Origin of the sequence: Janthinobacterium kochi (assembly GCF_051380715.1) — a bacterium.
GTDB lineage: Bacteria > Pseudomonadota > Gammaproteobacteria > Burkholderiales > Burkholderiaceae_D > Janthinobacterium.
This window is the reverse complement of sequence record NZ_JBNYXO010000015.1, coordinates 37,928-60,589: the sequence shown is the minus strand read 5'-3', so window position 1 is coordinate 60,589 and position 22,662 is coordinate 37,928. Positions and strand designations below refer to the sequence as shown.

The 22,662-nt window shown below is 62.9% G+C and carries 18 protein-coding genes; 14 read left to right on the top strand and 4 right to left on the bottom strand.

Annotated elements, in window-relative coordinates; genetic code table 11:
* The first annotated feature begins 47 nt into the window (after positions 1-47).
* From ACQ4WL_RS24130 to ACQ4WL_RS24120, 3 genes are all read left to right on the top strand, one after another.
* On the top strand, positions 48-2,567 hold the full coding sequence (locus ACQ4WL_RS24130) for a TonB-dependent receptor plug domain-containing protein (RefSeq protein ID WP_436512016.1): 2,520 nt from the start codon (positions 48-50) through the stop codon (positions 2,565-2,567).
* A 17-nt stretch (positions 2,568-2,584) separates the two neighbouring features.
* A complete protein-coding gene (locus tag ACQ4WL_RS24125; protein ID WP_436512015.1) occupies positions 2,585-3,520 on the top strand; it encodes an SAM hydrolase/SAM-dependent halogenase family protein in 936 nt (311 codons plus the stop codon).
* Between the two features lie 251 nt (positions 3,521-3,771).
* Positions 3,772-4,044 carry a hypothetical protein gene (locus ACQ4WL_RS24120; protein ID WP_436512014.1) on the top strand — a complete coding sequence of 91 codons (273 nt, stop codon included), beginning with the start codon at positions 3,772-3,774 and terminating at the stop codon, positions 4,042-4,044.
* A 101-nt stretch (positions 4,045-4,145) separates the two neighbouring features.
* Here the strand turns inward: ACQ4WL_RS24120 and ACQ4WL_RS24115 are convergent, their stop codons facing one another.
* The 3 genes from ACQ4WL_RS24115 to ACQ4WL_RS24105 all read right to left on the bottom strand — a co-directional run bounded on the left by ACQ4WL_RS24115 (position 4,146) and on the right by ACQ4WL_RS24105 (position 9,214).
* Positions 4,146-7,367 carry an efflux RND transporter permease subunit gene (locus ACQ4WL_RS24115; RefSeq protein WP_436512013.1) on the bottom strand — a complete coding sequence of 1,074 codons (3,222 nt, stop codon included), beginning with the start codon at positions 7,365-7,367 and terminating at the stop codon, positions 4,146-4,148.
* A 3-nt stretch (positions 7,368-7,370) separates the two neighbouring features.
* Positions 7,371-8,546, bottom strand: coding sequence for an efflux RND transporter periplasmic adaptor subunit (locus tag ACQ4WL_RS24110; protein ID WP_436512012.1), 1,176 nt, complete (start codon positions 8,544-8,546; stop codon positions 7,371-7,373).
* Positions 8,547-8,788: 242 nt separating this feature from the next.
* Positions 8,789-9,214: a divergent PAP2 family protein gene (locus tag ACQ4WL_RS24105; RefSeq protein WP_215405385.1), complete on the bottom strand. Its 426-nt coding sequence runs from the start codon at positions 9,212-9,214 to the stop codon at positions 8,789-8,791.
* Positions 9,215-9,460: 246 nt separating this feature from the next.
* On the opposite strand from ACQ4WL_RS24105, the gene ACQ4WL_RS24100 reads away from it, so the two are divergent.
* The 11 genes from ACQ4WL_RS24100 to ACQ4WL_RS24050 all read left to right on the top strand — a co-directional run bounded on the left by ACQ4WL_RS24100 (position 9,461) and on the right by ACQ4WL_RS24050 (position 20,102).
* Positions 9,461-10,543, top strand: a complete 1,083-nt coding sequence (locus ACQ4WL_RS24100; protein ID WP_436512011.1) for a DUF475 domain-containing protein — start codon at positions 9,461-9,463, stop codon at positions 10,541-10,543.
* Positions 10,544-10,682: 139 nt separating this feature from the next.
* A complete protein-coding gene (locus tag ACQ4WL_RS24095; protein ID WP_128140103.1) occupies positions 10,683-11,258 on the top strand; it encodes a TerD family protein in 576 nt (191 codons plus the stop codon).
* A gap of 107 nt (positions 11,259-11,365) precedes the next feature.
* Positions 11,366-12,082: a TIGR00266 family protein gene (locus ACQ4WL_RS24090; RefSeq protein WP_436512010.1), complete on the top strand. Its 717-nt coding sequence runs from the start codon at positions 11,366-11,368 to the stop codon at positions 12,080-12,082.
* Positions 12,083-12,177: 95 nt separating this feature from the next.
* Entirely contained in the window at positions 12,178-13,215 is a 1,038-nt protein-coding gene (locus ACQ4WL_RS24085; protein WP_436512009.1) for an ATP-grasp domain-containing protein, read from the top strand.
* Positions 13,212-14,369, top strand: coding sequence for a phosphoribosyltransferase domain-containing protein (locus ACQ4WL_RS24080; RefSeq protein ID WP_436512008.1), 1,158 nt, complete (start codon positions 13,212-13,214; stop codon positions 14,367-14,369). The genes ACQ4WL_RS24085 and ACQ4WL_RS24080 overlap by 4 nt, the downstream gene beginning before the upstream one ends.
* Positions 14,347-15,099 carry an HAD family hydrolase gene (locus tag ACQ4WL_RS24075; protein WP_436512007.1) on the top strand — a complete coding sequence of 251 codons (753 nt, stop codon included), beginning with the start codon at positions 14,347-14,349 and terminating at the stop codon, positions 15,097-15,099. Before ACQ4WL_RS24080 ends, ACQ4WL_RS24075 begins: the two co-directional genes overlap by 23 nt.
* Positions 15,096-16,202 carry a cysteine protease StiP family protein gene (locus tag ACQ4WL_RS24070; RefSeq protein WP_436512006.1) on the top strand — a complete coding sequence of 369 codons (1,107 nt, stop codon included), beginning with the start codon at positions 15,096-15,098 and terminating at the stop codon, positions 16,200-16,202. The genes ACQ4WL_RS24075 and ACQ4WL_RS24070 overlap by 4 nt, the downstream gene beginning before the upstream one ends.
* Positions 16,195-17,190, top strand: a complete 996-nt coding sequence (locus ACQ4WL_RS24065; protein ID WP_436512005.1) for an HpcH/HpaI aldolase/citrate lyase family protein — start codon at positions 16,195-16,197, stop codon at positions 17,188-17,190. Before ACQ4WL_RS24070 ends, ACQ4WL_RS24065 begins: the two co-directional genes overlap by 8 nt.
* The gene (locus ACQ4WL_RS24060) at positions 17,187-18,425 is read left to right on the top strand and encodes a TerD family protein (protein ID WP_436512004.1); all 1,239 of its coding nucleotides are present in this window, start codon (positions 17,187-17,189) and stop codon (positions 18,423-18,425) included. Before ACQ4WL_RS24065 ends, ACQ4WL_RS24060 begins: the two co-directional genes overlap by 4 nt.
* A 103-nt stretch (positions 18,426-18,528) precedes the next feature.
* Entirely contained in the window at positions 18,529-18,903 is a 375-nt protein-coding gene (locus ACQ4WL_RS24055) for a DUF8785 domain-containing protein (RefSeq protein WP_070224711.1), read from the top strand.
* 245 nt (positions 18,904-19,148) lie between these two features.
* Positions 19,149-20,102, top strand: a complete 954-nt coding sequence (locus tag ACQ4WL_RS24050) for a hypothetical protein (RefSeq protein ID WP_436512003.1) — start codon at positions 19,149-19,151, stop codon at positions 20,100-20,102.
* Positions 20,103-20,225: 123 nt separating this feature from the next.
* On the opposite strand, the gene ACQ4WL_RS24045 is transcribed toward ACQ4WL_RS24050, so the two are convergent.
* Complete coding sequence (locus ACQ4WL_RS24045; RefSeq protein WP_436512002.1) at positions 20,226-22,649, bottom strand: coiled-coil domain-containing protein; 2,424 nt, start codon at positions 22,647-22,649, stop codon at positions 20,226-20,228.
* Positions 22,650-22,662: the final 13 nt, after the last annotated feature.

Below are 22,662 nucleotides of genomic sequence, written 5' to 3'. Positions count from 1 at the left end.
GGCAACTGTTTCCGTACTAACACTCATTGAGCCCAAAGGACCACGCCGTGCATCCACGCCACTTCTATCCTGTATCCGCCACTCCCGCCACGCCGCTGCGCGCCATCGTGCTTGCCTGCGCCATGCTGGGCGCCCCATCCGCCTGGGCTCAGGACGCGCAAGCCACCGCCAGCACAGGCACAGGAACCACCGCTGAAACGGCCGGCGCCAGCATCGACCAGGTCACCGTCGTCGGCTCGCGCGCACGCAACCGCACCGTGTTCGACAGCAGCGTGCCCATCGACCGTTTCGGCGCGCGCGAAGTGAGCAATGCGCTGTCGACGGGCGACGTGGGCGCGGCCCTGCAAAACCTGTCGCCCTCGATCAACTTCCCCCGCATTGAATCGAGCGGCGCGTCGGACTCCGTGCGCGGCATCCAGTTGCGGGGACTGGCGCCCGACCAGGTGCTGGTGCTGATCAACGGCAAGCGCCGCCACACCAGCGCCGTGCTCGATACAGAAAGCAGCTTCGCCGGCACCGTGCCGGTCGACATCAACGCCATTCCACCAAACGCCATCGACCACATCGAAATCCTGCGCGACGGCGCGGGCGCCCAGTACGGCAGCGACGCCGTGGCGGGCGTCATCAACATCGTGCTGAAAAAAGCCCGCACGGGCGGCGCCGCTTCCGTCAGCTATGGCGCCAACCATACGCATTTCGAGCCGACCGATCAAACCCTGACGGATGGCCAGACCGTCATCATCAACGCCGACTATGGCGTGCCACTTGGGGAGGCGGGATTCTTCCGCTTCGGCGCGGAAACGCGGCGCCGCTCGCCCACGGAACGGGCCGGCCCCAGCGACGCGGGCTGGACGTCCTATAATTTCACGCCGGCCGACCAGGCGCTCGACGGCAAGGTCGTATTCAAGTCGGGTGACTCGCGCCAGCGCAACCACTACCTGTTCTACAACACCCAGCTCACCCTGGCCAACGGCCTGGACCTGTACTCGTTTGCCACCCTCAACGAGCGCAAGTCCGATGGCAGCGCCTACTTCCGCTATCCGGGCGACCCGTCGAACGTACTGGCCCTGTATCCGAATGGCTACCGCCCCGTCACCAATGGCGACAAGCGCGACCTCAGCATCGTGGCCGGCGTGCGCGGCAGCACAGGCGAGTGGAACTGGGACGCCAGCGCGCGCCACGGCAGCGATCGCTTTGACTACGGCGTGAGCCACTCCGTCAACGCCTCGCTGGGCGCGGGCAGCCCCACGCGTTTCAAGCTGGCCGGCTTCGACTTCCGCCAGAACGCCTTGAACGTCGATGCCACGCGCAGCATCGACATCGGCTTGCCCGCCTCTTTGAACCTGGCGGTGGGCGCCGAATGGATGCGCGAAACCTACACCAGCTCGGCTGGCGACCCCGCGGCGTACGCGGCCGGCAGCTTCACGGAAGCTCCACCGGGCGCGCAGGCGGGACCGGGCTTGCGGCCATCGGACGCCTACGACGGCAGCCGGCAAATCCGCTCCGTGTATGCGGACGTGGAAAGCGACCTCACGCCGCGCCTGCTGGTGGGCGCCGCCGCCCGCTATTCCCACTACAGCGACTTCGGCAGCGCCAGTACGGGCAAGCTGTCCACGCGCTATAAAGTGACGGAACATTTCCTCGTGCGCGGCTCGCTGTCCAACAGCTTCCGCGCACCGGCCCTCGTGCAGACGGGCTTCCGCTTCGCCACATTGAACTTCAACGCAGATGGTACGGCCCTGCAAACATCGGCCCTGCTGCCGGCCAGCGACCCGCTGGCGCGCAGCTTCGGCGCGCAACAGCTGAAACCTGAAAAATCGACCAACGTCTCCCTGGGCCTGGCCTGGAAACCGGCGGCCGCCACCAGCGTGACGGTGGACGCCTACGTGATCCGCATCCGCGACCGCATCACGCGCTCGAGCGACTTGCAAAGCGACGCCGTCACCGCCTACCTGGCCGCCAATGGCCGCAGCGACATCCAGTCCGTGGCCTATCTGGCCAACCTGCTCGACACGCGCACAAAAGGCCTGGACGTGGTGCTGAATCACGACCTGGCCTTCACGTCAGGCAAGCTGAACCTGAACGCGGCGCTGAACTTGAACAAAACCAGCCTCGACAAAGTGCGCCAGAGTTCCGCTACGCTGACCAATATCGATCCCAGTCTGACCCTGCTGACGGAGACGAGTTTGTTCCGCATCAAACATGCGTCACCGACCAGCAAATTGATCCTGGGTGCCGACTGGCAAGCGGCCGGCTGGGGCATGCAGGCGCGCGCCACACGCTTCGGCGAGTTGAAAGATTTTTCTTATGACAGTGATGCGCCGCTGATCGATGGCATCCCCGCGCAGCGCTTTGGCGCCGTCTGGTCGCTGGACCTGGAAGGCCAATTGAAGCTGAGCAAGCAGCTGACCTTGAGCGTGGGTGGCAACAATATCCTCGACCGTTATCCGCAGCGCGTGCGCCAGACGAATAACGCCACGTATGGCGGCGCCCTGCCCTACAATTTCATCAACCCCATCGGCGTCAATGGCGCGTATTTCTACGCCAAGCTGAACTACACGTTTTAACGTCACGGAAAGAGCATATGATCATCAACCGACTTTCTCACATCGTCTCTCACCTCGTCGCCGGCGCCTGCCTGAGCGCCCTCCTGCTGTCGTCCGCCCAGGCTGCCGCGCCGCTGGTGCTAATGACGGACTTCGGCACGGCCGACGGCGCCGTGTCCGCCATGCATGGCGTCGCCTATGGCGTCGACCCCACACTCACCATCTCGGACCTGACGCACCAGATTCCCGACTACGACATCTGGCTGGGCGCCTACCGCCTGTACCAGACAGCCAATTACTGGCCGCAAGGCACGGTGTTTGTTTCCGTCATCGATCCGGGCGTGGGGACCAAGCGCAAGTCGGTGGTACTAAAAACCAAGGGTGGACGCTACTTCGTGGGGCCGGACAATGGCCTGTTCACCCTGATCGCAGAGCGCGACGGCGTAGCCGAACTGCGCGAAATCGATGAAAAGGTCAACCGCCTGACTGGCTCCGCCGAGTCGTATACCTTCCACGGCCGCGACGTGTACGCGTATGTGGGTGCGCGCCTGGCCTCGGGCGCCATCAGCTATGAACAGGTGGGCCCGCAATTGCCGAGCGAATCCGTGGTGAAGATTGCGTATCAAAAACCTGTGCGCGACGGCAACACCATCCGCGGTATCGTGCCCGTGCTGGACGTAAAATATGGCAATGTGTGGACGAATATCCCGAAATCGCTGCTCGACGAATTGCAGGTGAAACTGCATGACACGCTACAAGTGCGCATTTTGCACAAGGGCAAGCAAGTGGCCAAGGTCACGGCGCCATTCGAGCACACGTTTGGCGGCGTCGCCAAGGGCAAGCCCCTGGTCTACCTGAACAGCCTGCTCGATGTGGCCGTCGCCCTCAGCCAGGGTGACTTTGCTGCCAAGCATCACATCGAGTCGGGCGTGGATTGGGAAGTGGAAGTGAGCAAGGCCCCTGCCGCCAAATAAACCATCCTTACGCGGCCAGGGCATCCTGCCCTGGCCCAACTGGCCATATCCCTTGCGGGTTTGCGCTACGTCAAACGCGGCGCTCCCCCGCCCCCGCCAGCACCCCGCATGTGCAAGTCCGGTGAACCTGTGCCGGCTCACCTACTCTAAATCTTGCAAGCGATGCCAGCCATGTTCCAGATGCGCAATCTGACAAGGCATGCGTTTCCACGACAGTCTTCCACTGAGTCTTCCACTGAAGAGGAATAATCATGACGGCTCCACTCCTGACCACCAGCAAGCTCGTCCTCGGTAGCGCCATCGTCTGTGCGCTGCTGGTCGGTTGCAACAAACACAGCGATACCAGTACCGCCGCCACGCCCACCACCGCCGAGCCGGCAACGCCGCCGGCCACCAGCGGCACGCCCGGCACCACGGGCAAGACCGCCCCGGACACCACCGCGCCGCCATTGACCACGCCGTCCCACAACGGTATGGCACCGGGAACAGGTACCGGGACCACGTCGCCACCGCGCAACAGTTAGTGCGCCGCACCCTGGCCAGCCGGTCACAGGCAAAAAAAGAGCCTTCCGCAGAAGGCTCTTGAAATACCACGGCGCAGCGCAAGCCACGCCTTGGCCCGGTACTATTTTTGCAGGCTGACCGACGCTGCTTTCGGCGCGCGACGTCCCATCAGGAACAGCACGGCCTTTTTCAGCATGCGGTAGACGAAGCGCACCAGCAGCAGAGTCAGCACGCACTCGAGCAAGGTCAATATCATGGCCACAGCCACGGGCATGCGCGCGGCGCGGCGGTGGAACTTGGCCACGGCGCCATCGCGGGCGATTTCGATGCTGTCATAGAAGGTCGGCACGACCAGCAGGGTCAAAATCGTCGAGGTGATGGTGCCGCCGATGATGGCAATCGCCAATGGACGGTAGAACTCGCCGCCCTCGCCCAGGCCCAGCGCCACGGGGAACATGCCGGCGATCAGCGCAAACGTCGTCATCAGGATGGGGCGCAGGCGCATGCGGCCCGCATACATCAGCGCGTCTTCGCGGCCATGGCCCTCTTCCTCACGCTTGCGCGCCGCGTCGAGCAGCAAGATGGCGTTCTTGGCGACCAGGCCCATCAGCATGATGATGCCGATAAAACTCATCAGGTTGAGGGTATTGTTGGTGATCACCAGCGCCACCACCACGCCGATCAAACTCAGCGGCAAGGACATCATCACGGCCACCGGCGCCGTGAAGGAACCAAACTGCATGACCAGGATCAAATACATCAGGCCGATACCCATCACCAGCGCGATCAGCATTTCCGTAAACAGCTCTTGCTGATCCTGGCCGGCGCCACCGAGCGCCAGGCCATAGCCGGGCGGGAAGTCGATGGAGTTGGCCAGTTTCATGGCGTCGCTCGTCACTTCGCCGTTCGAGCGGCCTTGCGCATTGGCCGACACGGTAATCGTGCGTTTGCCATTCTTGTGCTCGATGCCGGATGGTCCCTTGCCCATGGTAATGGTGGCGATCTGGTCCAGCGGCACCATTTGCGACGTGCCCGTCACGCTGATCGGCAGGCGCTCGATGTTTTCCGATGCCACGCGGTCGTCGGGATGCAGGCGCACGGCCACGTCGCGCGTCTCACCCGTCGGATCAACCCAGTCGCCCACTTCCACGCCGGCGAATGCCACACGCAACGATTGCGCCGCGTCATTGACGGAAATGCCCATCGAATTGGCCAGGCCACGGTTGAGCTCGATCTGCAGCTCGTTTTTCGGGTCTTGCTCGGACAGGCCCACGTCGACGGCACCGGGAATGGCGCGCAGCTTGTCCATGTAGGCGTTGGTAATTTCCATGAGTTTACGCGAATCGGGACCCGTAAATTCTACCTGGATGGGTTTTTGCGAACCGTTGCTCAAGTCATCCTGCACCACGTATTCGGCGCCCACCAGGCGAGACATCTTCTCGCGCAGCTCGACGGCGATGTCCTTGGCCGAACGCTTGCGGGTGTTGCGCTTGCCGATATCGACATACACGCGTCCGCCGCCCGCATTGATGGAGCTGTTGGTATCCTTGGTTTCAGGCAAGGTGCGCGCCAGCACGGCCGCCGCTTCCAGTTTCAGGCGCGAATACTCGATGCTGCTCGACGATGGCGTACGCACATTGATCATCAGATTGCCCGAATCGGATGCAGGCAGGAAACTCGTGCCGCCATGCGTGGAATGCAGGACGATGGCGCCCACCAGGCTGCCGAAGGCGATGACAGCCATCCAGCGGCGGTGATGCAGGGCCCAGGCGATCACGCGGCCGTAACGGTCGGCCTGGTGGTCGAACCAGTGGTTGAATTTCTCCAGCACGCGGCCAATACCCTTTTTCGGCACCGAGTGTTCCTCGACCGGGTCGCCCCAGTAGGCCGACAGCATGGGATCGAGCGTAAACGAGATGCCCAGGCTGACCAGCACCGAGCACGTCACCGTCAGGGCAAACGGACGGAACCATTCGCCAGAGATACCAGGCATGAAGGCCACGGGAATGAAGACGGCGATGATGGAGAAAGTCGTGGCGGCCACGGCCATGCCGATCTCGGCCGTGCCTTCCAGCGCGGCCGTGCGGCGGTCCTTGCCCATCTGCATGTGGCGCACGATGTTTTCGCGCACCACGATGGCGTCATCGATCAGCACGCCAATGGCCAGCGACAGGCCCAGCAGAGTCATGAAGTTCAGGGTAAAGCCGCACAACCACACGGCAATGAAGGCAGCAATCACGGACGTGGGCAGGCTCAGCGCCGTGATCAGGGTGGAACGCCAGGAGTTCAGGAAAGCGTAGACGACGAAAATCGTCAGCACGGCGCCCAGCACCAGCGATTCGATCACATTGTTCAAGCTATGCTGGGCGTTTTCGCCGCCGTCGCGCGTCACTTGCAGGATCGTGCCTTTCGGCAAGGTCTTGTTGATTTCCGCCACCATGTCGCGGATCTTGTTGGCCACGCTGACGGTGGAGGCGTCGCGCACACGGGTGATGGAAATGCCCACGTTGGGCTTGCCGCTGCGCATGCTCAGGCTGTTGACTTCCGCAAAGCCATCTTCGATGGTGGCCACTTGCGCCAGGCGCACGATTTCCTCGCCGCGGCGCTTGATCACCACTTTCTCGAAGTCGCTTGGCGACTCGATGCGGCCCACCAGGCGAATGCTTTTCTCGTCCAGGATGCCGCGCACCTTGCCCACGGGCGCATTCGTGTTCTGGTTGCGCAAGGCGGTGACGACATCGCTGACGGAAACATTATATTCACGCAACTTTTCCGCCCGCAGCAGCACGGACAGTTCGCGCTTCAGCGAACCGCCCACGTTGACCAGCGCCACGCCATCGACGGTGCGGAAGCGGTCCGACAGCACGTCTTCGGCCAGGCGCGAAATTTCCGCATGGCTTTGCGTATTCGATGACAGCGCCAGTTGCATGATCGGTTCCGCAGCCGGGTCGATGCGCTGCAAGATAGGCTCGCGCATTTCCGTCGGCAACTTGTAGCGCACGGCGGCAATCGCATTGCGGATATTGTCGGACGCCTCGATCAGGTTGGTATTGAAGGAAAACTTCAGGAAGATGCTGGCTGAACCTTCATTCGAATCGCTGTTGACCTCGGTCACGCCGGAAATGCTTTGCAAGGACTTTTCCAGGCGGTTCACCACTTCGCGCTCGACCGTATCGGGCGACGCGCCAGGGTAAGGAATGCTGACGACGATGAAGGGCACTTCAACGTCCGGATTCTGGTTGACGCGCAGTTTCTTGAGCGCCAGCAAGCCGACGCACATCATGGCCAGGATCAGGACGATGGTGGCGGTGGGCCGCTTGATACTGAAATCGGAAAGAAACATGGCTTAGTTTCCTTTACCGGCGGCGACGGTGCTGCTGCTGGCCACGGCGGCCGCTGGCACGGCCTTGGCGGCCGTCAATTCCACTTTCTGCCCATCCTTGAAGGTCGAGCCCGGCGTGCGCAGCACGGTGTCGCCGCTGGCCAAGCCGCTTTGCACTTCCCACTGGCCCGTGCGCACATCGCGCGCGCCGATGCGCAAGTTGACTTTATGTAAAGCCTTATCCTTGACTTTCCACGTGTACGTCACGTCGCCCGCCTTCACCAGGGCCGAGTCGGGTATCATCAGCGCGCTGACGGTTTCCGTCTCGATGCGCCCTTCCGCATACAGGCCGGCCACGCGCGGTTGTTCCTTATCATTGAAATCGACCAGCACGGCCACCTGGCGCGTGACGGCGTTGGCGGCAGGATCGACGCGGCGCACCTTGCCCGCGAAATCCTGGCCTGGATAACCATTGATGCGGAACAACACGGGCTGGCCCACCTTGACGACGCCGATCTTGTCGGCCGACACCAGGCCTTCGAGGCGCATGCTGGTTGGATCGATAACCTTGATCAATTCCTTGCCGATTTGCGCCGTATCGCCATTCGATACCTTGCGCTCGCTCACGATGCCGTCGAACGGCGCACGCACGAGGGTGCGCTGCAGTTGCTGGCGGGCTTGCGCGGCGCGGCTTTTCGCGGCGGACAAATCGCTTTGCGCATTGTTGCGGCGGATTTCCGCGTCTTCCAGCGCCTGCGTCGACGTCATGCCCGAGGCGCGCAGGGTTTTCATGCGCTGGAACATGCGTTCGGATTGCTCCAGCACCTGGCTGGCGGCGCGGCTGGCTTCCTCGGCCGAATTGAGGCTGTCGCGGATGGACGTTTCATCCAGGCGCACCAGCACGTCGCCCCGCTTGACGACTTCACCGTTTTCCTTCATGACCTGGATCACCACGGCCGACACTTCGGCGCGCAAGTCCGCATTGCGCTCGGGCTGCACAGAACCGGTGATGACGGGCCCCGACGCCAGCGCATTGCTTTGTATGGTCAGCAGATCTTCCGGGGAGACCAGCAAATTGACGGCGGCGCCCGCCTGTTCCTTGGCGCCCTTGCCAGCGCCTTTGCCAGGATCTTTGGACTCTTTGCCGCAGGCGGCCAGGGCAGAAGCAATTGCCAGAACAAACAGGGTTTTGCGCAACATGGGTAATTCTCCGGATAGATAGGACCACGACCGTCCTGACGGCCCGGATAGGGCTGCAGGCGATGGCAGGCATTTATTTTTATTAAAACCACAAGCGCCAAAGTATCCATGAGCGCGTCCGGGCATGTCAATCGGCGGTTTCCTGTAATGCTTTAATCAATGGATGAAACGTAGTTTTTACGCCCTGAAACGCAAAACCCCGCCTTGAAGCGGGGTTTTGCGTTTCAGGCGAGAAAGGACGCTTAGCGGGCAAAAACGGTGTTGATCAGGAAACCGATGGCAACGCCCGTGCACAGGCCGCCGGCGATTTCCACCAGGGTATGGCCCATGCGCTCGCGCAAGGTCTTGTGCGCTGCGCTGGCCGCTTCCCCGGCCAGGCGGTTGATTGCCGCCGCCTGCTTGCCCACGTGCTGGCGCAGGCTGTTGGCGTCGATGATGACGATGAAGGCCAAAGTCACTGCCACGCCGAAGGCGGGATGGGCTATGCCTTCGCGCAAGGCAATCAGGGTGGCCATGCTGGAAACGACGGCGCTGTGGTTGCTGGGAAAGCCGCCATTGCCGACCAGGCCGAATGCCCATTGCCGCGTGCGGACACTGTTGATCAGGAATTTGATCGGTCCGACCAGGATCCAGGTGATCAGGGGCGTGACGAGGTAAGCGATATCCACGGAGTATTCCTTCTTATATGTCTGTAAAGTGTGCAAGAAACTGCGGCCGCCAGATGGGCGCGCCGCAATTATCGCAGATCATCCGCGCCAGCAGAACTGTCTGTCGTCAGACTATAAAACGCCGCTCCCGGCGGCAACTAATATAAAATCATGGCATATACAACAATTGACGAATATCAACACTGAGTGCGGCGCACACAGCGGCGCAGATAATCAAACGTCTTTCACACTTGCAACGGGGTCCTCATGCGGCATTTCAGAATTTCCTTTTTAGTCACTTTTATCCTGATGGCAGTGTCAGGCTGGTGGGGTTACAGCCATGGCGGCATGTCAGGCATGATCCAGGCGCTGTGGATCACGGGCGTGCTGGGCGTCATGGAAGTGTCGCTGTCATTCGACAATGCCGTGGTGAATGCCTCGGTCTTGCGTCACTGGAATGAATTCTGGCAAAAACTGTTCCTCACGGTCGGTATCCTCGTGGCCGTCTTCGGCATGCGGCTGCTGTTCCCGCTGGTCATCGTTTCTGTCGCCACTGGCCTGGGCCTGGTCGACGTGTGGACCATGGCCACCACCACGCCGGATGTGTATGCCAAGCACCTGACGGACAACCATGCGCAAGTGGCAGCCTTCGGTGGCGCCTTCCTGCTGCTGGTGTTCCTGAACTTCATGTTCGATGACGAGAAGGAATTGCACTGGCTGGGCTGGGCCGAGGAAAAAGTCAACGCGCTGGGCACCGAAAGCCTGGCCGTGCTGATTACCATGGGCGCCGTGGCTGCCTGCGTGGCGATGGGTCCCGTGGACGAAAAATACAGCGTGCTCGCTTCGGGCATCGTCGGCATCGCCGTCTACATCGGCGTCAACTGGATCAGCGGCCTGCTGGAAGAAGGCGAACCGGACTTGCAGGATGACGCAGAAGAAGGCGTCGCTCAAGCCAAAAACGGCAATGGCGACCTGGTAAAAACGGTGGCGCGCGGCAGTATCGGCGGCTTCCTGTACCTGGAAGTGCTGGACGCCTCGTTCAGCTTTGACGGCGTGATCGGCGCCTTTGCCATCACCAACGACGTCGTCATCATCATGCTCGGCCTGGCCATCGGCGCCATGTTCGTGCGCTCGATGACGGTCTTCCTGGTGCACAAGGGCACGCTGGACGAATTCGTCTACCTCGAGCACGGTGCCCACTATGCGATCGGCATCCTGGCCTTGATCATGCTGGCGTCCGTCAAGTACCATATTCCGGAGTGGTTCACGGGCCTGTCGGGCGTGGCCTTCATCCTCGTCTCGCTGTGGTCGTCCCTGCGTTATCGCAAACGGCACGCGGCACAAGCTTGAAATCGGGGGTTCCGCCCCCAATTAAGAGAGTAATGGCACGAGCGCCTTGCGCTCATCCCATGAAGGCATGACAACGGACCAGCCAGGCAAAACACGCCACCGGCCCGTTATTTGAGCTAAATTACTAAAGGAGCACCACATGGCAATCAGTTTGCAAAAAGGCGGCAACGTCAACCTGAGCAAGGAAGCACCGAACCTGAAGAAGATCATCGTCGGCCTCGGCTGGGATCCTCGTTCGACGGACGGCGCCACCTTCGACCTTGACGGTAGCGCTTTCCTCCTGAAAAGCGACGGCAAAGTCCGTGGCGACTCTGACTTCATCTTCTACAACAACCTGAAGTCGACCGACGGTTCCGTCGTGCACACGGGCGACAACACCACGGGCGAAGGCGACGGCGACGATGAGCGCATCGAAATCGACCTGTCGCGCGTGCCGGCCGACATCGACCGCATCAGCGTCACCGTCACCATTCACGACGCCGACGCGCGCCGCCAGAACTTCGGCATGGTCTCGAAAGCCTTCATCCGCTGCCTGAACGCGGAAGGCGAAAAAGAAATCGCCCGCTACGACCTGTCCGAAGACAGCTCGACGGAAACGGCGATGATCTTTGGCGAAATCTACCGCTACAACGGCGAATGGAAGTTCAAGGCCATCGGCCAGGGCTTCAACGGCGGGCTGGGCCCCCTCGCACGCTCGTTCGGCGTGAATGCCTAAAATTCACACGCAGAAAGCCAGCCCGGCTTTCTGCGTGTGAATGGGACTAGTGTCGTATCATTACTGCCGCCTGCACAGATCAGGCGGCTTTTTTTTGGAGATTTATCATGCCAGTATTTAGTGTCACGGGCGACGTCGATCCATTCCTCCACGTCAGCATGAAGCAGGGCGAAACCATCTATTGCGAATCCGATGCGATGGTGATGATGGAAACGGCGCTGGACTTGAAAGGCAAGATGACGGGCGGCTTGGGCAGCGCCATCATGCGCCGTTTCGCGAATGGCGAATCGTTCTTCCAGCAGCATATCGAAGCGGTGCGCGGCAGCGGCGACTGCCTGCTCTCGCCCACCCTGCCGGGCGCCATCGAAGTGGTCGACGTGGGTGCGCGCCAGTACCTGCTCAACGACGGCGCCTTTGTCGCCGCCACTGCGGGCACGGAAATGAAAGTGCGTACGCAAAACATCGGCAACGCCTTGTTCGCCCAATCGGGCGGCTTCTTCGTCATGGAGACTGCCGGCACGGGACAAGTGGTGGTGTCGGGCTTCGGCTCCATGTTCCAGCTCGACGTCGAGCCGGGCAAGGATGTCGTGATCGACAATTCCCATGTGGTCTGCTGGGACAATAGCCTGAAATACGAGATTTCCGTGACCACGGGTGGCGGAGCGGGCGGCGGCGGCATCGGCGGTTTCCTCGGCAATATCGTCAACAGCGTGACCAGCGGCGAAGGCATCGTGCTGCGCTTTTCCGGTGCGGGCAAGGTGTTTATTTGCTCGCGCAACCGCGACGCGTTCCTGAAATGGACGGCTACCGGCAAGGCCGGCTGATTTCCTCTCTCTAAGGCCAGGTTAAGTTTTTCTGGCTACACTGCCCGCGCGCGCACCTGCGCGCGGCTTCCCCTATTTCCACCCGGTCCCCGTACATGCAAAGAGTCTGGTTCAACAAAACATTTTCCTCGGTCGGCACGGCCATGCGCCTGATCCGCGAGGCGGACATGGCCGCCACCGGCGGCAAACCGCGCTACCACATCGTGTGCAGCAATACGAATGCGCATGCGGCGGCGTTTTTGTCGGCCCACGAATACGCGGTCGAACCGCCTGGCCTGAAGGGCCTCAATTATGTCGAGTGGTGCCTGGAGTTCTGCCGCGAGCGCGATATCTCCATTTTCTGGCCCGGCAAGGAAGCGGGCCTGATCGGCACCGCCAGCGCGCGCTTCGCCGCCATCGGCACGCGCGTGCTCAGCGTGGCCACCGAAGAAGTGCTGGACTTGATGCATGACAAGGCACGCTTTTGCGACGGCCTCGATCTGCCCATGGCGCGGCCGGCCGAGTACCGCGCCGTAGCCAGCATCGCGGAATACGACGCCGCCTATGCGCAGCTGCGCCCGCGCTATCCGAAGCTGTGCATCAAGCCTTCCGAATCCGTGTATGGCCTGGGCTTTGCCGTGCTGGACGAAGAGCGCTCCAGCGCCCAGTTGCTGCTGGAAGGCGCTTCCTACCATATCAACGCGCAGGAGCTGCGCAGTGGCCTGGCACAGATGGAAACGTTCAAGACCCTGCTGCTGATGGAATACCTCGATGGCCATGAATACAGCGCCGACTGCATCGCCGACCATGGCAGCCTGATCTGCGCTGTGCCGCGCAAGAAGCTGCACGCGCCCGGCAGCGGCCAGTTGATCGAATTGCGCGACGACTTGCTGTCCGCCTGCGAAAAACTGACGCGCGACTATGGCCTGAACGGCGTGTTCAACATCCAGTTCCGCGTAGGCGCGAGCGGTCTGGCGCTGCTGGAGATCAACCCGCGCATGTCGGGCGGCATCGGCATGGCTTGCGCGGCAGGCCCCAACCTGCCTTACCTGGCGCTGGCCGGTTTCGACCAGGGCTACGACAAGCTCAGCGTGCCCGCCATCCGCGAGGGCATGCGCGTGGCGGAATCGGCTTACGCCGTGGAGCTGCCATGAATATCATCAAGAAGCAGATGCCCACGGGCGAACTGACCCTGAAGGTGGACGAAGCGCGCTTTCCGCTGGACTGGCTGATCGGCTTTGCCGCGCGCGCCAACGCCAAGCGCGGCTTCCTGTTCCTCTCGAAGGTGCTGGGCAAGCACTGGCCCGTCACGCCGCGCGCCATGCAAGCCATCCACGACGATCTGGCGGCGCAAATCCCTCCCAGCCTGCCCGGCCCCGTGGTCTTCATCGCCATGGCCGAGACAGCCGTCGGCCTGGGCCAGGGCGTGTTCGAAGCGTGGCTGCGCGCCAATCCGAATGGCAAGGCGCTGTTTTTGCACAGCTCGCGCTATCGCGTGGGCACGGTGCCCTTCTTCGAATTCGAGGAATCGCACAGCCACGCGCCGCGCCAGTTTTTGCATTTATCCGACGCGGCCAGCGCCCTCTTTTCCACGGCACGCAGCCTGGTGCTGATCGACGATGAAGCGTCGACCGGCAACACCTTCGCCAACCTGGTGCAAGTGTGCCGCGCGCGCTATCCGCAGCTGGAAAAGCTGCACCTGGGCGTGATCACCAATTTCATGGGCAAGGCCGCCAACGCGGGCTTGAGCCAGCGTTTCGGCCTGCCCACCACCGTCGGCGCGGCACTGTCCGGCCACTACGCCTTCCAGGCCGGCGATGCGCCGGCGCCGATAGCGGCCAGCGCGCAGCGCTTCGAAGCGAATGCGGAACGCGGCGCCAGCCCCGCCTTCGGGCGCATCGGCGTGGGACGCGCCTTGACCCCGCCGCAAGGCTTGGCGGTGCAGCTGGCGCAGGAAATCGGCGCAGGCGACTCCGTGCTGGTGCTGGGCACGGGCGAATTCATGCACCCGTCGTTCCTGCTCGCGCGCGAACTGGAAAGCCTGGGCAAGAACGTGGTGGTGCAATCGACCACGCGCTCGCCCATCCTGTCGTGGGGCTCCGTCAGCCATATCGTCTGCTGCGACGACAATTACGGCGAAGGCATCGCCAATTACCTGTACAACGTGGCGCCTGGCCAATACCAGCACGTTTTCATCTGCCATGAAACCCCGGCCAGTCCGGCCCTCATGCAACTCGCCGGCCAATTGAATGGCCGCCTGTTCCACTTTCAGTCAGAGACCAAAATTGAAGAAATTCCTGTTTGTTGACCTGGACGACACACTGTTCCAGACCCCGAAAAAATGCCCGGGCGAGACCGACCTGCAAGCAGCCGCGTACCTGAAAAATGGCGACGCCTGCTCGTATACGACGGCGCGCCAGCGCGCCTTCTTTGCGTTTGCGCAAAGCGGTATGACCCTGATCCCCGCCACGGCGAGGAACGGCGACGCGTTTCGCCGGGTCGACCTGCCTTTTACCAGCTACAGCGTGCTCGATTACGGCGGCATTGTGCTGCAGCCGGGCGGCGCGCTCGATGCAGGCTGGCTGGCGCTGATGCAAAACGACATGCAGACGGCGCTGCCCGGCCTGCAGGACGCCATGCGCATCATCGACGATTTCCAGATCAAGGCCGGCATGCCCTCGCGCGCGCGCCTGATCGAAGACTACAACACGCCGTTCTACATCGTCGTCAAGGACCATGAAGCGCGCGGCGAACGCCTGGCCGACATCGAAGAACAGGTACTGCAACAGTGGATCGCCACCGAAGGCGCCGACTACTTCATCCACCGCAACGGCAACAACCTGGCCGTGCTGCCGAAGACCCTGAACAAGGCGCGCGCCGTGGCCTACCTGCGCGCGGAGCTGGAAGCCGAACATGGCCCCATCGTCAGCTTCGGCATGGGCGACAGCCGTTCGGACGCCCGCTTCATGGCTGCCTGCGACTACGCCATCATCCCCAACGGCACCCAGCTGGCGGCACTCACGGTGGCGGCGCTATGACCGACAGCACGCAGCATTTCAGCGGCAGCTACCGCCAGCAAGACGTGGAGTTTCTGCTCACGCCGATGGCGCTCGAACCCATCCTCGACCTGGCCGAAAAAGAGCGCTTGATCCAGTCCGGCCAGCGCCACTACAGCGAAATGCTGTCGCCGGAATCCCTGCCCTCGCCCGCCTACCTGGCGCTGTTCCAGAGCGCGTTTGCAGCCAACCGCCTGCAGATGGCGCGCGACAGCCTGCGCCTGGCGGCCCTGATCGCGGCACGCCGCACGGGTGCCATCACGCTGGTCTCACTGGCGCGCGCGGGCACGCCCGTGGGCGTCATCCTCGGGCACTTGCTGCGCCAGGTATTCCAGCGCGAGTGCAGCCATTATTCCGTTTCCATCATCCGCGACCGCGGCATCGATGCGAATGCCTTGAAACACATCCTGGCGCAGGGCCACAGTGACGCCTCCATCGTCTTCGTCGACGGCTGGACGGGCAAGGGCGTGATTTCGCGCGAACTGCGCCAAACGGTCCACGACTTCAATGCGACGCAAGGCACGGCCATCGACGGCGGCCTGTTCGTGCTGTCCGACCTGGCCGGCACGGCCTCCTGCGCCGCCTCGTCCGGCGACTACCTGATCCCGTCGAGCATTTTGAATGCCACCGTCTCGGGCCTGGTCAGCCGCTCCGTGCTCAATGACAGCATCGGTCCCGACGACTTCCATGGCTGCGTGTACTACGCGCAGTTCGAGCAGCACGACCAGTCGCGCGATTTCGCCGATGGTCTGGTGGCCGACGCCATGGCGATTGCCGCCAGCAGCGGCGTGCCGCTGGCCGAAGCGAGCGATGCGCCAGCCATGGCGACCCGTTCGCAAGCCTACATGGCCGCCGCGCAGCAGCAATACGGCATCAGCGACATCAACCTGATCAAGCCAGGTATCGGCGAAGCGACGCGCGTGCTGCTGCGCCGCGTGCCCGAGCGCCTGATCGTGCGCGACATGAATGCGCCGGACGTGGCACATTTGCTGCTTCTGGCGAAGGAAAAAGCCATACCCGTCATAGTAGAACCGGCGCTGCCCTACCAGGCGGTCGCCCTTATCAGGAGCGCAGTCGATGGATAACAACTCCCTACACCCACAAAGTGAACACAAGGCGGCGCTGGGCGCCTCCATGTATGTGCCGACCACGCACAAGGACTTGCTGGTGATCGCCAATGGCGACAAATTCAGCCATTTACGCTCGGTCATTCTTTGCACCGAAGACGCCATCGCGGAGCGCGATCTCAGTTACGCGCTGTTCAACCTGTCTCTGGCGCTGCAAAACATGTGCGACGAGTCGGATACCTTGCGCTTCGTGCGCGTGCGCAATCTCGACGTGCTGGCGCGCGTGCTGGGCATGCCCGGCGCCGAGAAATTGAGCGGCTTCGTGCTGCCCAAGTCCACGCGCCACAACTTTGCCGCGTATTTCGAGCTGGTGCGCCACACGCATCACTTGCTGATGCCAACCCTGGAAACGGCGGAAGTGTTCGACGACGAAGAGATGAAGCAGTTCCGCCTCATCCTGTCGGCGCCGGAAGTGCGGCGCCGCATCCTGGCCCTGCGCATCGGCGGCAACGATCTGTTGGCCCTCCTAGGCCTGCGCCGTCCCACCAGCGGCACCATTTATCAGACGCCGCTGGGGCAGGTCATCGGCCGCCTGGTCACCATCTTCAAACCGCACGGCTTCCAGCTGACAGCGCCCGTCTTCGAGCATCTGTCGCAGGGCAGTTGGCTCGATGCCGAAGTAGCGCAGGACATGGCGCACGGCATGATCGCCAAGACGGCCATCCACCCCGACCAGGTGCCGCAGATCGAGCGCCACTACCAGGTGGCGCAATCGGACATCGAACTGGCGCTGCGCATCATCGACCCGGACAGCCCGGCCGTGTTTCGCATGCAGGAATCGATGTGCGAAGTGGCGACCCACTCAAGCTGGGCGCAGCGCATCATCGAGCAGGCGCGCCTGTTCGGCATCCGCCATGCGACCGACGGCGCCCCGGCGCCCGCCCCCCATTTGCATCACTCCTTGAATACTCAACTCTCCAGCGACGAAGGGACTGCACGACCATGACCAATTTCACACGCGGACAAAAAGGCAAACTGGCTGACCTGGGCTTGAATGGCCCGTTTGCCGTCACGCTCGATATCGTTTCGGGTTCGATGGAAGTGGACGTCAGCTGCTTCGGCGTCGATGCGGCCGGCAAGCTGTCGGACGACCGCTACATGGTGTTCTTCAACCAGAAAAGCGCACCGGACAACGCCATCACGGTGGACTTGAACGGCCCCCGCTCCACCTTCCAGGTGGATCTGGCCCGCCTGCCCGCCTCGATCGACAAGCTGGTATTCACGGCAGCGACGGAACAGGGCAGCATGCGCGCGCTGGGCAACTCCAGCATGGCGCTGGGCCAGGCGGCCACGTTTGCCTTCACGGGCAATGACTTCCAGGATGAAAAAGCCGTCATCATCGGCGAACTGTATCGCCGCGACGGCAGCTGGCGCTTCGGTGCGGTGGGTCAGGGGTTTGCGGGCGGCCTGGCGGCGCTGCTGAAGCACTTTGGCGGCAGCGAGGCGGCTTCGTCTTCCCCTGCTCCCGTGTCCACGCCAGCAGCGCCACCACCACCGCCGGCGAATAAAATCTCGCTGTCGAAAATCCGCCTGGAAAAGCGCGGCGACAAGATTTCGCTCGACAAGCGCGATAGCGGCGGCTATGGCCGCATCAAGGTCAACCTGAACTGGAACCAGAACGCCGCGCAAGGCCAGGCGCCCGCTTCGAAGCTCGACACGGGCTTCCTCGGCAAGCTGTTCAACAAGCCGGCCGGCCGTTCGGGCGGCATCGACCTCGATATCGGCTGCCTGTTCGAAATGAGCAATGGCAGCAAGAGCGCCGTGCAAGCGCTGGGCAACAGCTGGGGCGCCTACGACCGGCCGCCCTACATCCACCTGGAAGGCGACGACCGCACGGGCAGCATCAGCAGCGGCGAAAACATCTTCATCAACGGCACCCATTTCGACCAGATCAAGCGCGTGCTCGTCTACGCCTTCATCTACGAAGGCGTGCCGAACTGGGCCGCCACCGATGGCGTCGTGACGATCGAGATTCCCGGCCAGCCGACGGTGGAAGTGCGCCTCGACAGCGACAGCCAGCACGCCATGTGCGCCATCGCCATGCTGGAAAACCACGGCGGCAACCTGCAGGTGACAAAATTGGTGGAATACTTCGGCGGCCAAGGTAAAATCACGGCGCACCAGGCCATGGACGAAAGATACAATTTTGGCTTGAACTGGAAAGCCGGACGGAAAGACTGAAAGTGTACGTGCACCAGTAGCGGAAAACCCGGGAGCAGTCCCGACGGAACTCGGCGTCCCCGTCTGACCCCGGGTTTTCTTCAATTTAACGATAAAAGTCAACATGACCCCTACGACCAAAAAAGTCACCTTCGCCTTCGCTATCTTTCTCGTGGCCGGCTTCCTGCTGCTGGCCGCCTACACGTGGATGGCCCTCAGCTTCTCGTACTCGGAAGGCGAACGGGCGGGCTACCTGCAAAAGTTCTCAAAGCGGGGCTGGATTTGCAAGACATGGGAGGGTGAATTGCTGCTGACGGCACTGCCGGGCACCATCCCTGAAAAATTCCAGTTCAGCGTGCGCGACGAGGAAGTGGCGAAGCAACTGTCGGCTGCCGCCGGCAAGCGCATCCTCGTCACCTACAGCCAGCACAAGGGCGTGCCGACGCAATGCTTCGGCGAGACGGAATATTTTGCCGATAAAGTCGTCTTGAGCCAGTAATAGAGACAGTAATACGACCGCAAGTCCAGCAACTCCAGCAACATCGCGCCGGCCAACCCTTCCAGGCCGGCGCCTCCCCTCCCGCCTCATCATTGGCGCGCCTCACACATTCTCACTTTCTTATACACTAGGGAAATTAGTTCTGACTGAGACATTTTACTAATGTAGTAAATGTGCGTGATGATTGCGCCGTCGCATGATGCCCAGCCAGCCGACCTTCAGCCTGCATCATCACCGGAAATTTCATGCGCATCTGCCACCCTGTCCTGGCCTTGCTGGCCGTCTCGCTTCCCCTCTGCGCCCAGGCACAAGATATTTCCGGCATGGCCGGCGCCCTGAAAGTCAGTTCGACCAATGAGCGCACCTTTGTTGCCGCCGTCAGCTACACACAGCCGGTAGGCGGTTACAACGCCGTCAGCCTGTCGTATATCAACGAAGGCCACCCGGAAGACCATCACCGCGACGGCATGGCGGGCCAGTTCTGGCTGCGCACGAAAAAAGTGGACCAGGGCCTGATGCTGGGCGCCGGCGTGGGCCGCTACTTCTTCTTCGACACGGCCAGGACCGACGACGGCCTGCACAACTTCGACAATGACCATGGCTGGGGTTCCATCGTCAGCCTGCAGGCGCGCTGGCAGTTCGACAATCGCTGGTATGCGCAAGCGCAGCTCAACCGCATCAAGCCCGATGGCAAGGACAACACCACGCACCTGCTGATCGGCGCCGGCTACCGCTATGACGGCGTGCCAGGCGCCAAGCTGCACTTGCAGAACTGGACGCACGACGACACCTTGACACTCTCGACGGGCCACACCATCGTCAACAGCTTGCGCTCGGAAAGCGCGCGCCCGTTCACCCTGGAATACCGGCGCGCGGCGGGAAAGTACGTGGACTGGACAGTCACCGCCCTCGATGAAGGCGATGCCGACCTGGCGCACCGGCGCGGCGTAGCCGCCCAGCTGTGGCTGATCCGTTCACTCAATGAAAAGGTGGAATTCGGCATGGGTGGCGGTCCCTACCTGGCGTGGGATGCGCGCGATACCCAGGGCCACAGCACGCGCCTGACAGGCTTGCTGTCGGCCACAGCCCGCTACCACGTCGACCGCCGCTGGGTGGCGCAAGTGGCGTGGAACCGGGTGGTGACGGATTACCACCGCGATGCGGATGTGTTGCTGGTGGGGGTGGGACGGAAGTTTTAATGCGAATAGAAAAATAACCCGAGGCAAGGACTGGGGTCGGTCGCTGCGCGATTGGAACGCAGTCCATTGGACTGCGTTTCCCCATGAAGGTCCGACCCCGGGTGTTATCGGGTTTTCAGGCATTCAACGCGAACGCCAGACGGCGCCGGCTTCGTTAGGCTGCGTCAAGCGCTCGATCACTTCGCGCGTCAAGCTGGCCGAGCTGACTTGTTCGGCTTTCGCGCGGGCGGCGGTCAAGGAGCTGGAAAAGACGCTTTGCGGCTGCTCCAGGCTGGCGCGCAGGGCGGCCAGTTCGCGCTCCTGCTGCTGCGCGCGCGCCGTTTCCAGGTCCAGCAACTGCTGCTTGGCGGCCGCCATCGCGCGCGTGGTCTCGGCCGCCTTGCGCTGCAGGGCCGCATGGGCCTGGGCACTGGCCAACAACGCTTGCTGTGCAGCGAGCTTCTCGCTGGCCGCCTGCTGCGCGGCCCGTTCCAGCTGCTCGCGCTGGCGCATGGCGTCGAACGCTTGCTGTTCCATGGCGGCGCGCACTTCGGCGGCCGCCGTCGCCTGCTTTTCCGCTTCCAGGCGGCCGGCGATGGCCTGCGATGCCCGCTCTTCGGCATTGCTGGTCTGGCGCTGCTGCACCAGTTTTTGCGCGATCAAGGCCAGCGACTCGCGTTCGGCAGCGACGAAATCTCGCTCGGACGCCAGCAGCGCATCGGCAGCTTGCGCCTTGTCTTCTTCCACACGGGCGCGCTCGCTATGCACCTGCCCCAGTTCCACGGCCAGGCGGGCCTGCGCCTGCACGGCTTGCGCGGCAGCGGCTTTCTGCTCGCCTTCGACCAGCGCCTGATCCATCAGGATGCGGATGGCGTCGGCTTCCTTTTGCGCCGCTTCGCGCAAAGCCTGTTCGGCAGCATGCTGGCCGCGCAGCAGTTCGGCTTGCGCGCCTTCAGCGGCGATGCGTTCCTGCGCCGCGTTGAACGCCAGCGCTTCCGCTTCCAGTCTCTCTTTCAAGGCGGCGATGGCAGCTTGTTCGGCGGCCAGTCGCTCCTGCTCGGCTTGCAACAGGTGCTGCGCCTGCTGCGCTTTTTCCTGTGCCAGTTGCGATGCCTGTTCCTGCGCAGCCAATGCAGCCTTGCCGGCATCGACTTCGGCCTGCTCGGCTTCGTTCTGGCTGGCGGCCAGTTCCGACGCCTGGCGTGCCAGTTCGGCGCGTTCGTACGCCAGGCTGGCGGCGCGCTGCTGCTCTTCCACTTCGCGGGCTGCCGCCACGGCGGCTGCCTGCTCGGCCGCTTCGCGTACCTTGGTTTCTTCGAGGGCCGCCGTTTCCGCTTCCAACTTGGCGTGACCAGCGATTTCCGCATCCTGTTCGGCCGCCACGCGGGCCAGCGCCACGGCGCGCAGCTGGCGGTCCACTTCGATGCGCGCTTCAGTGGCGGCCAGAATGCGCACATCGGCGTCGCGGCGCGCCTGCGCGCTGGCCACGGCGACCATTTCCAGGCGCTCGCGGTGGACAGCCGCGTCGCGCAATTCCTTTTCCGTTTGCAGGCGCAAGCGCAGGGATTGCGCCGCATGGCGCTCCGATTCCGCCTGCGCCAGCGCGATGGCTTCGCGTTCCTGCTCCAGGTGCGCCAGCGCGCGCGCTTCTTCCAGGGCGCGCACTTCGGCGGCGGCGCGGTTGAACGCCGATTCCAGCGCGATCTGGTCGGCGCGTTCGCGCTGCACCGTCAAGTCCAGCGCTTCGCTTTCCGCTTCGGCCAGCATCTGCGCCGTCTGGCGCGCACCGTGCGCATGGCGCTCGCGTTCACGCGCCAGCACGGCGACGCGCGCGTCGGCCGAAGCGATGCCCACCATTTCTTCCTTGGCCGCCTGCACGGCGGCGACGCGCTCGACGGCTTGCAGGCGCGCCTGCTCCGTCTGCACCTGCAATTCTTCGGCGGCGCGGGCGGCCTGCTCGGCCAGTTCCGACTGCACGGCCACTTGCTCGCTGGCGCGCAAGCGGCTTTCCTGTTCGGCGCGCGAACGCTGTTCGGCGGCCAGGCGGATGGCATTGTCGGACTCCACGCGGGCGCGCAGTTCGGCCGTCTCCTGCTTGACGGCTTCCAGGCGGGCCACGCTGGCTTGCGCGGCGGCGCGCATGGTATCGAGACGTTCGCGGTTGGCGGCAATCGCTTCTTCGGCTGCCTGCGCATTTTGCTGTGCGGCGGCGGCGGCTGCCGCGTCGATGGCGGCGCGGTCCTCGGCCAGCGAGCGCACGCGCGCCTCGGCCAGCGCGCGGCTTTCGGCGGCGCAGGTGGCCTTCGCTTCCGCTTCCACGCGGGCAATCGCCTCGTGGATGGCTTTCAATTCCATTTTCTGGCGTTCGGCGGCAGGCGCCTTGGTATCGGTTTCCGCTGCCGGTTCGGCTTGCAGTTCAGGCGTGATGGCGACAGCCGACGCTTCCGCCTTGCGCTCCAGGTCCTTGAAATCATGCAGCGAGACCATGCTGTCCTGGTCGAACTCGTCGTCGGCGGAGTACGCGACGGTGAGGGAGGCGGCCTGGCGCTGATTTTGCTGTGCTTGCATGATTTCTCGCTTA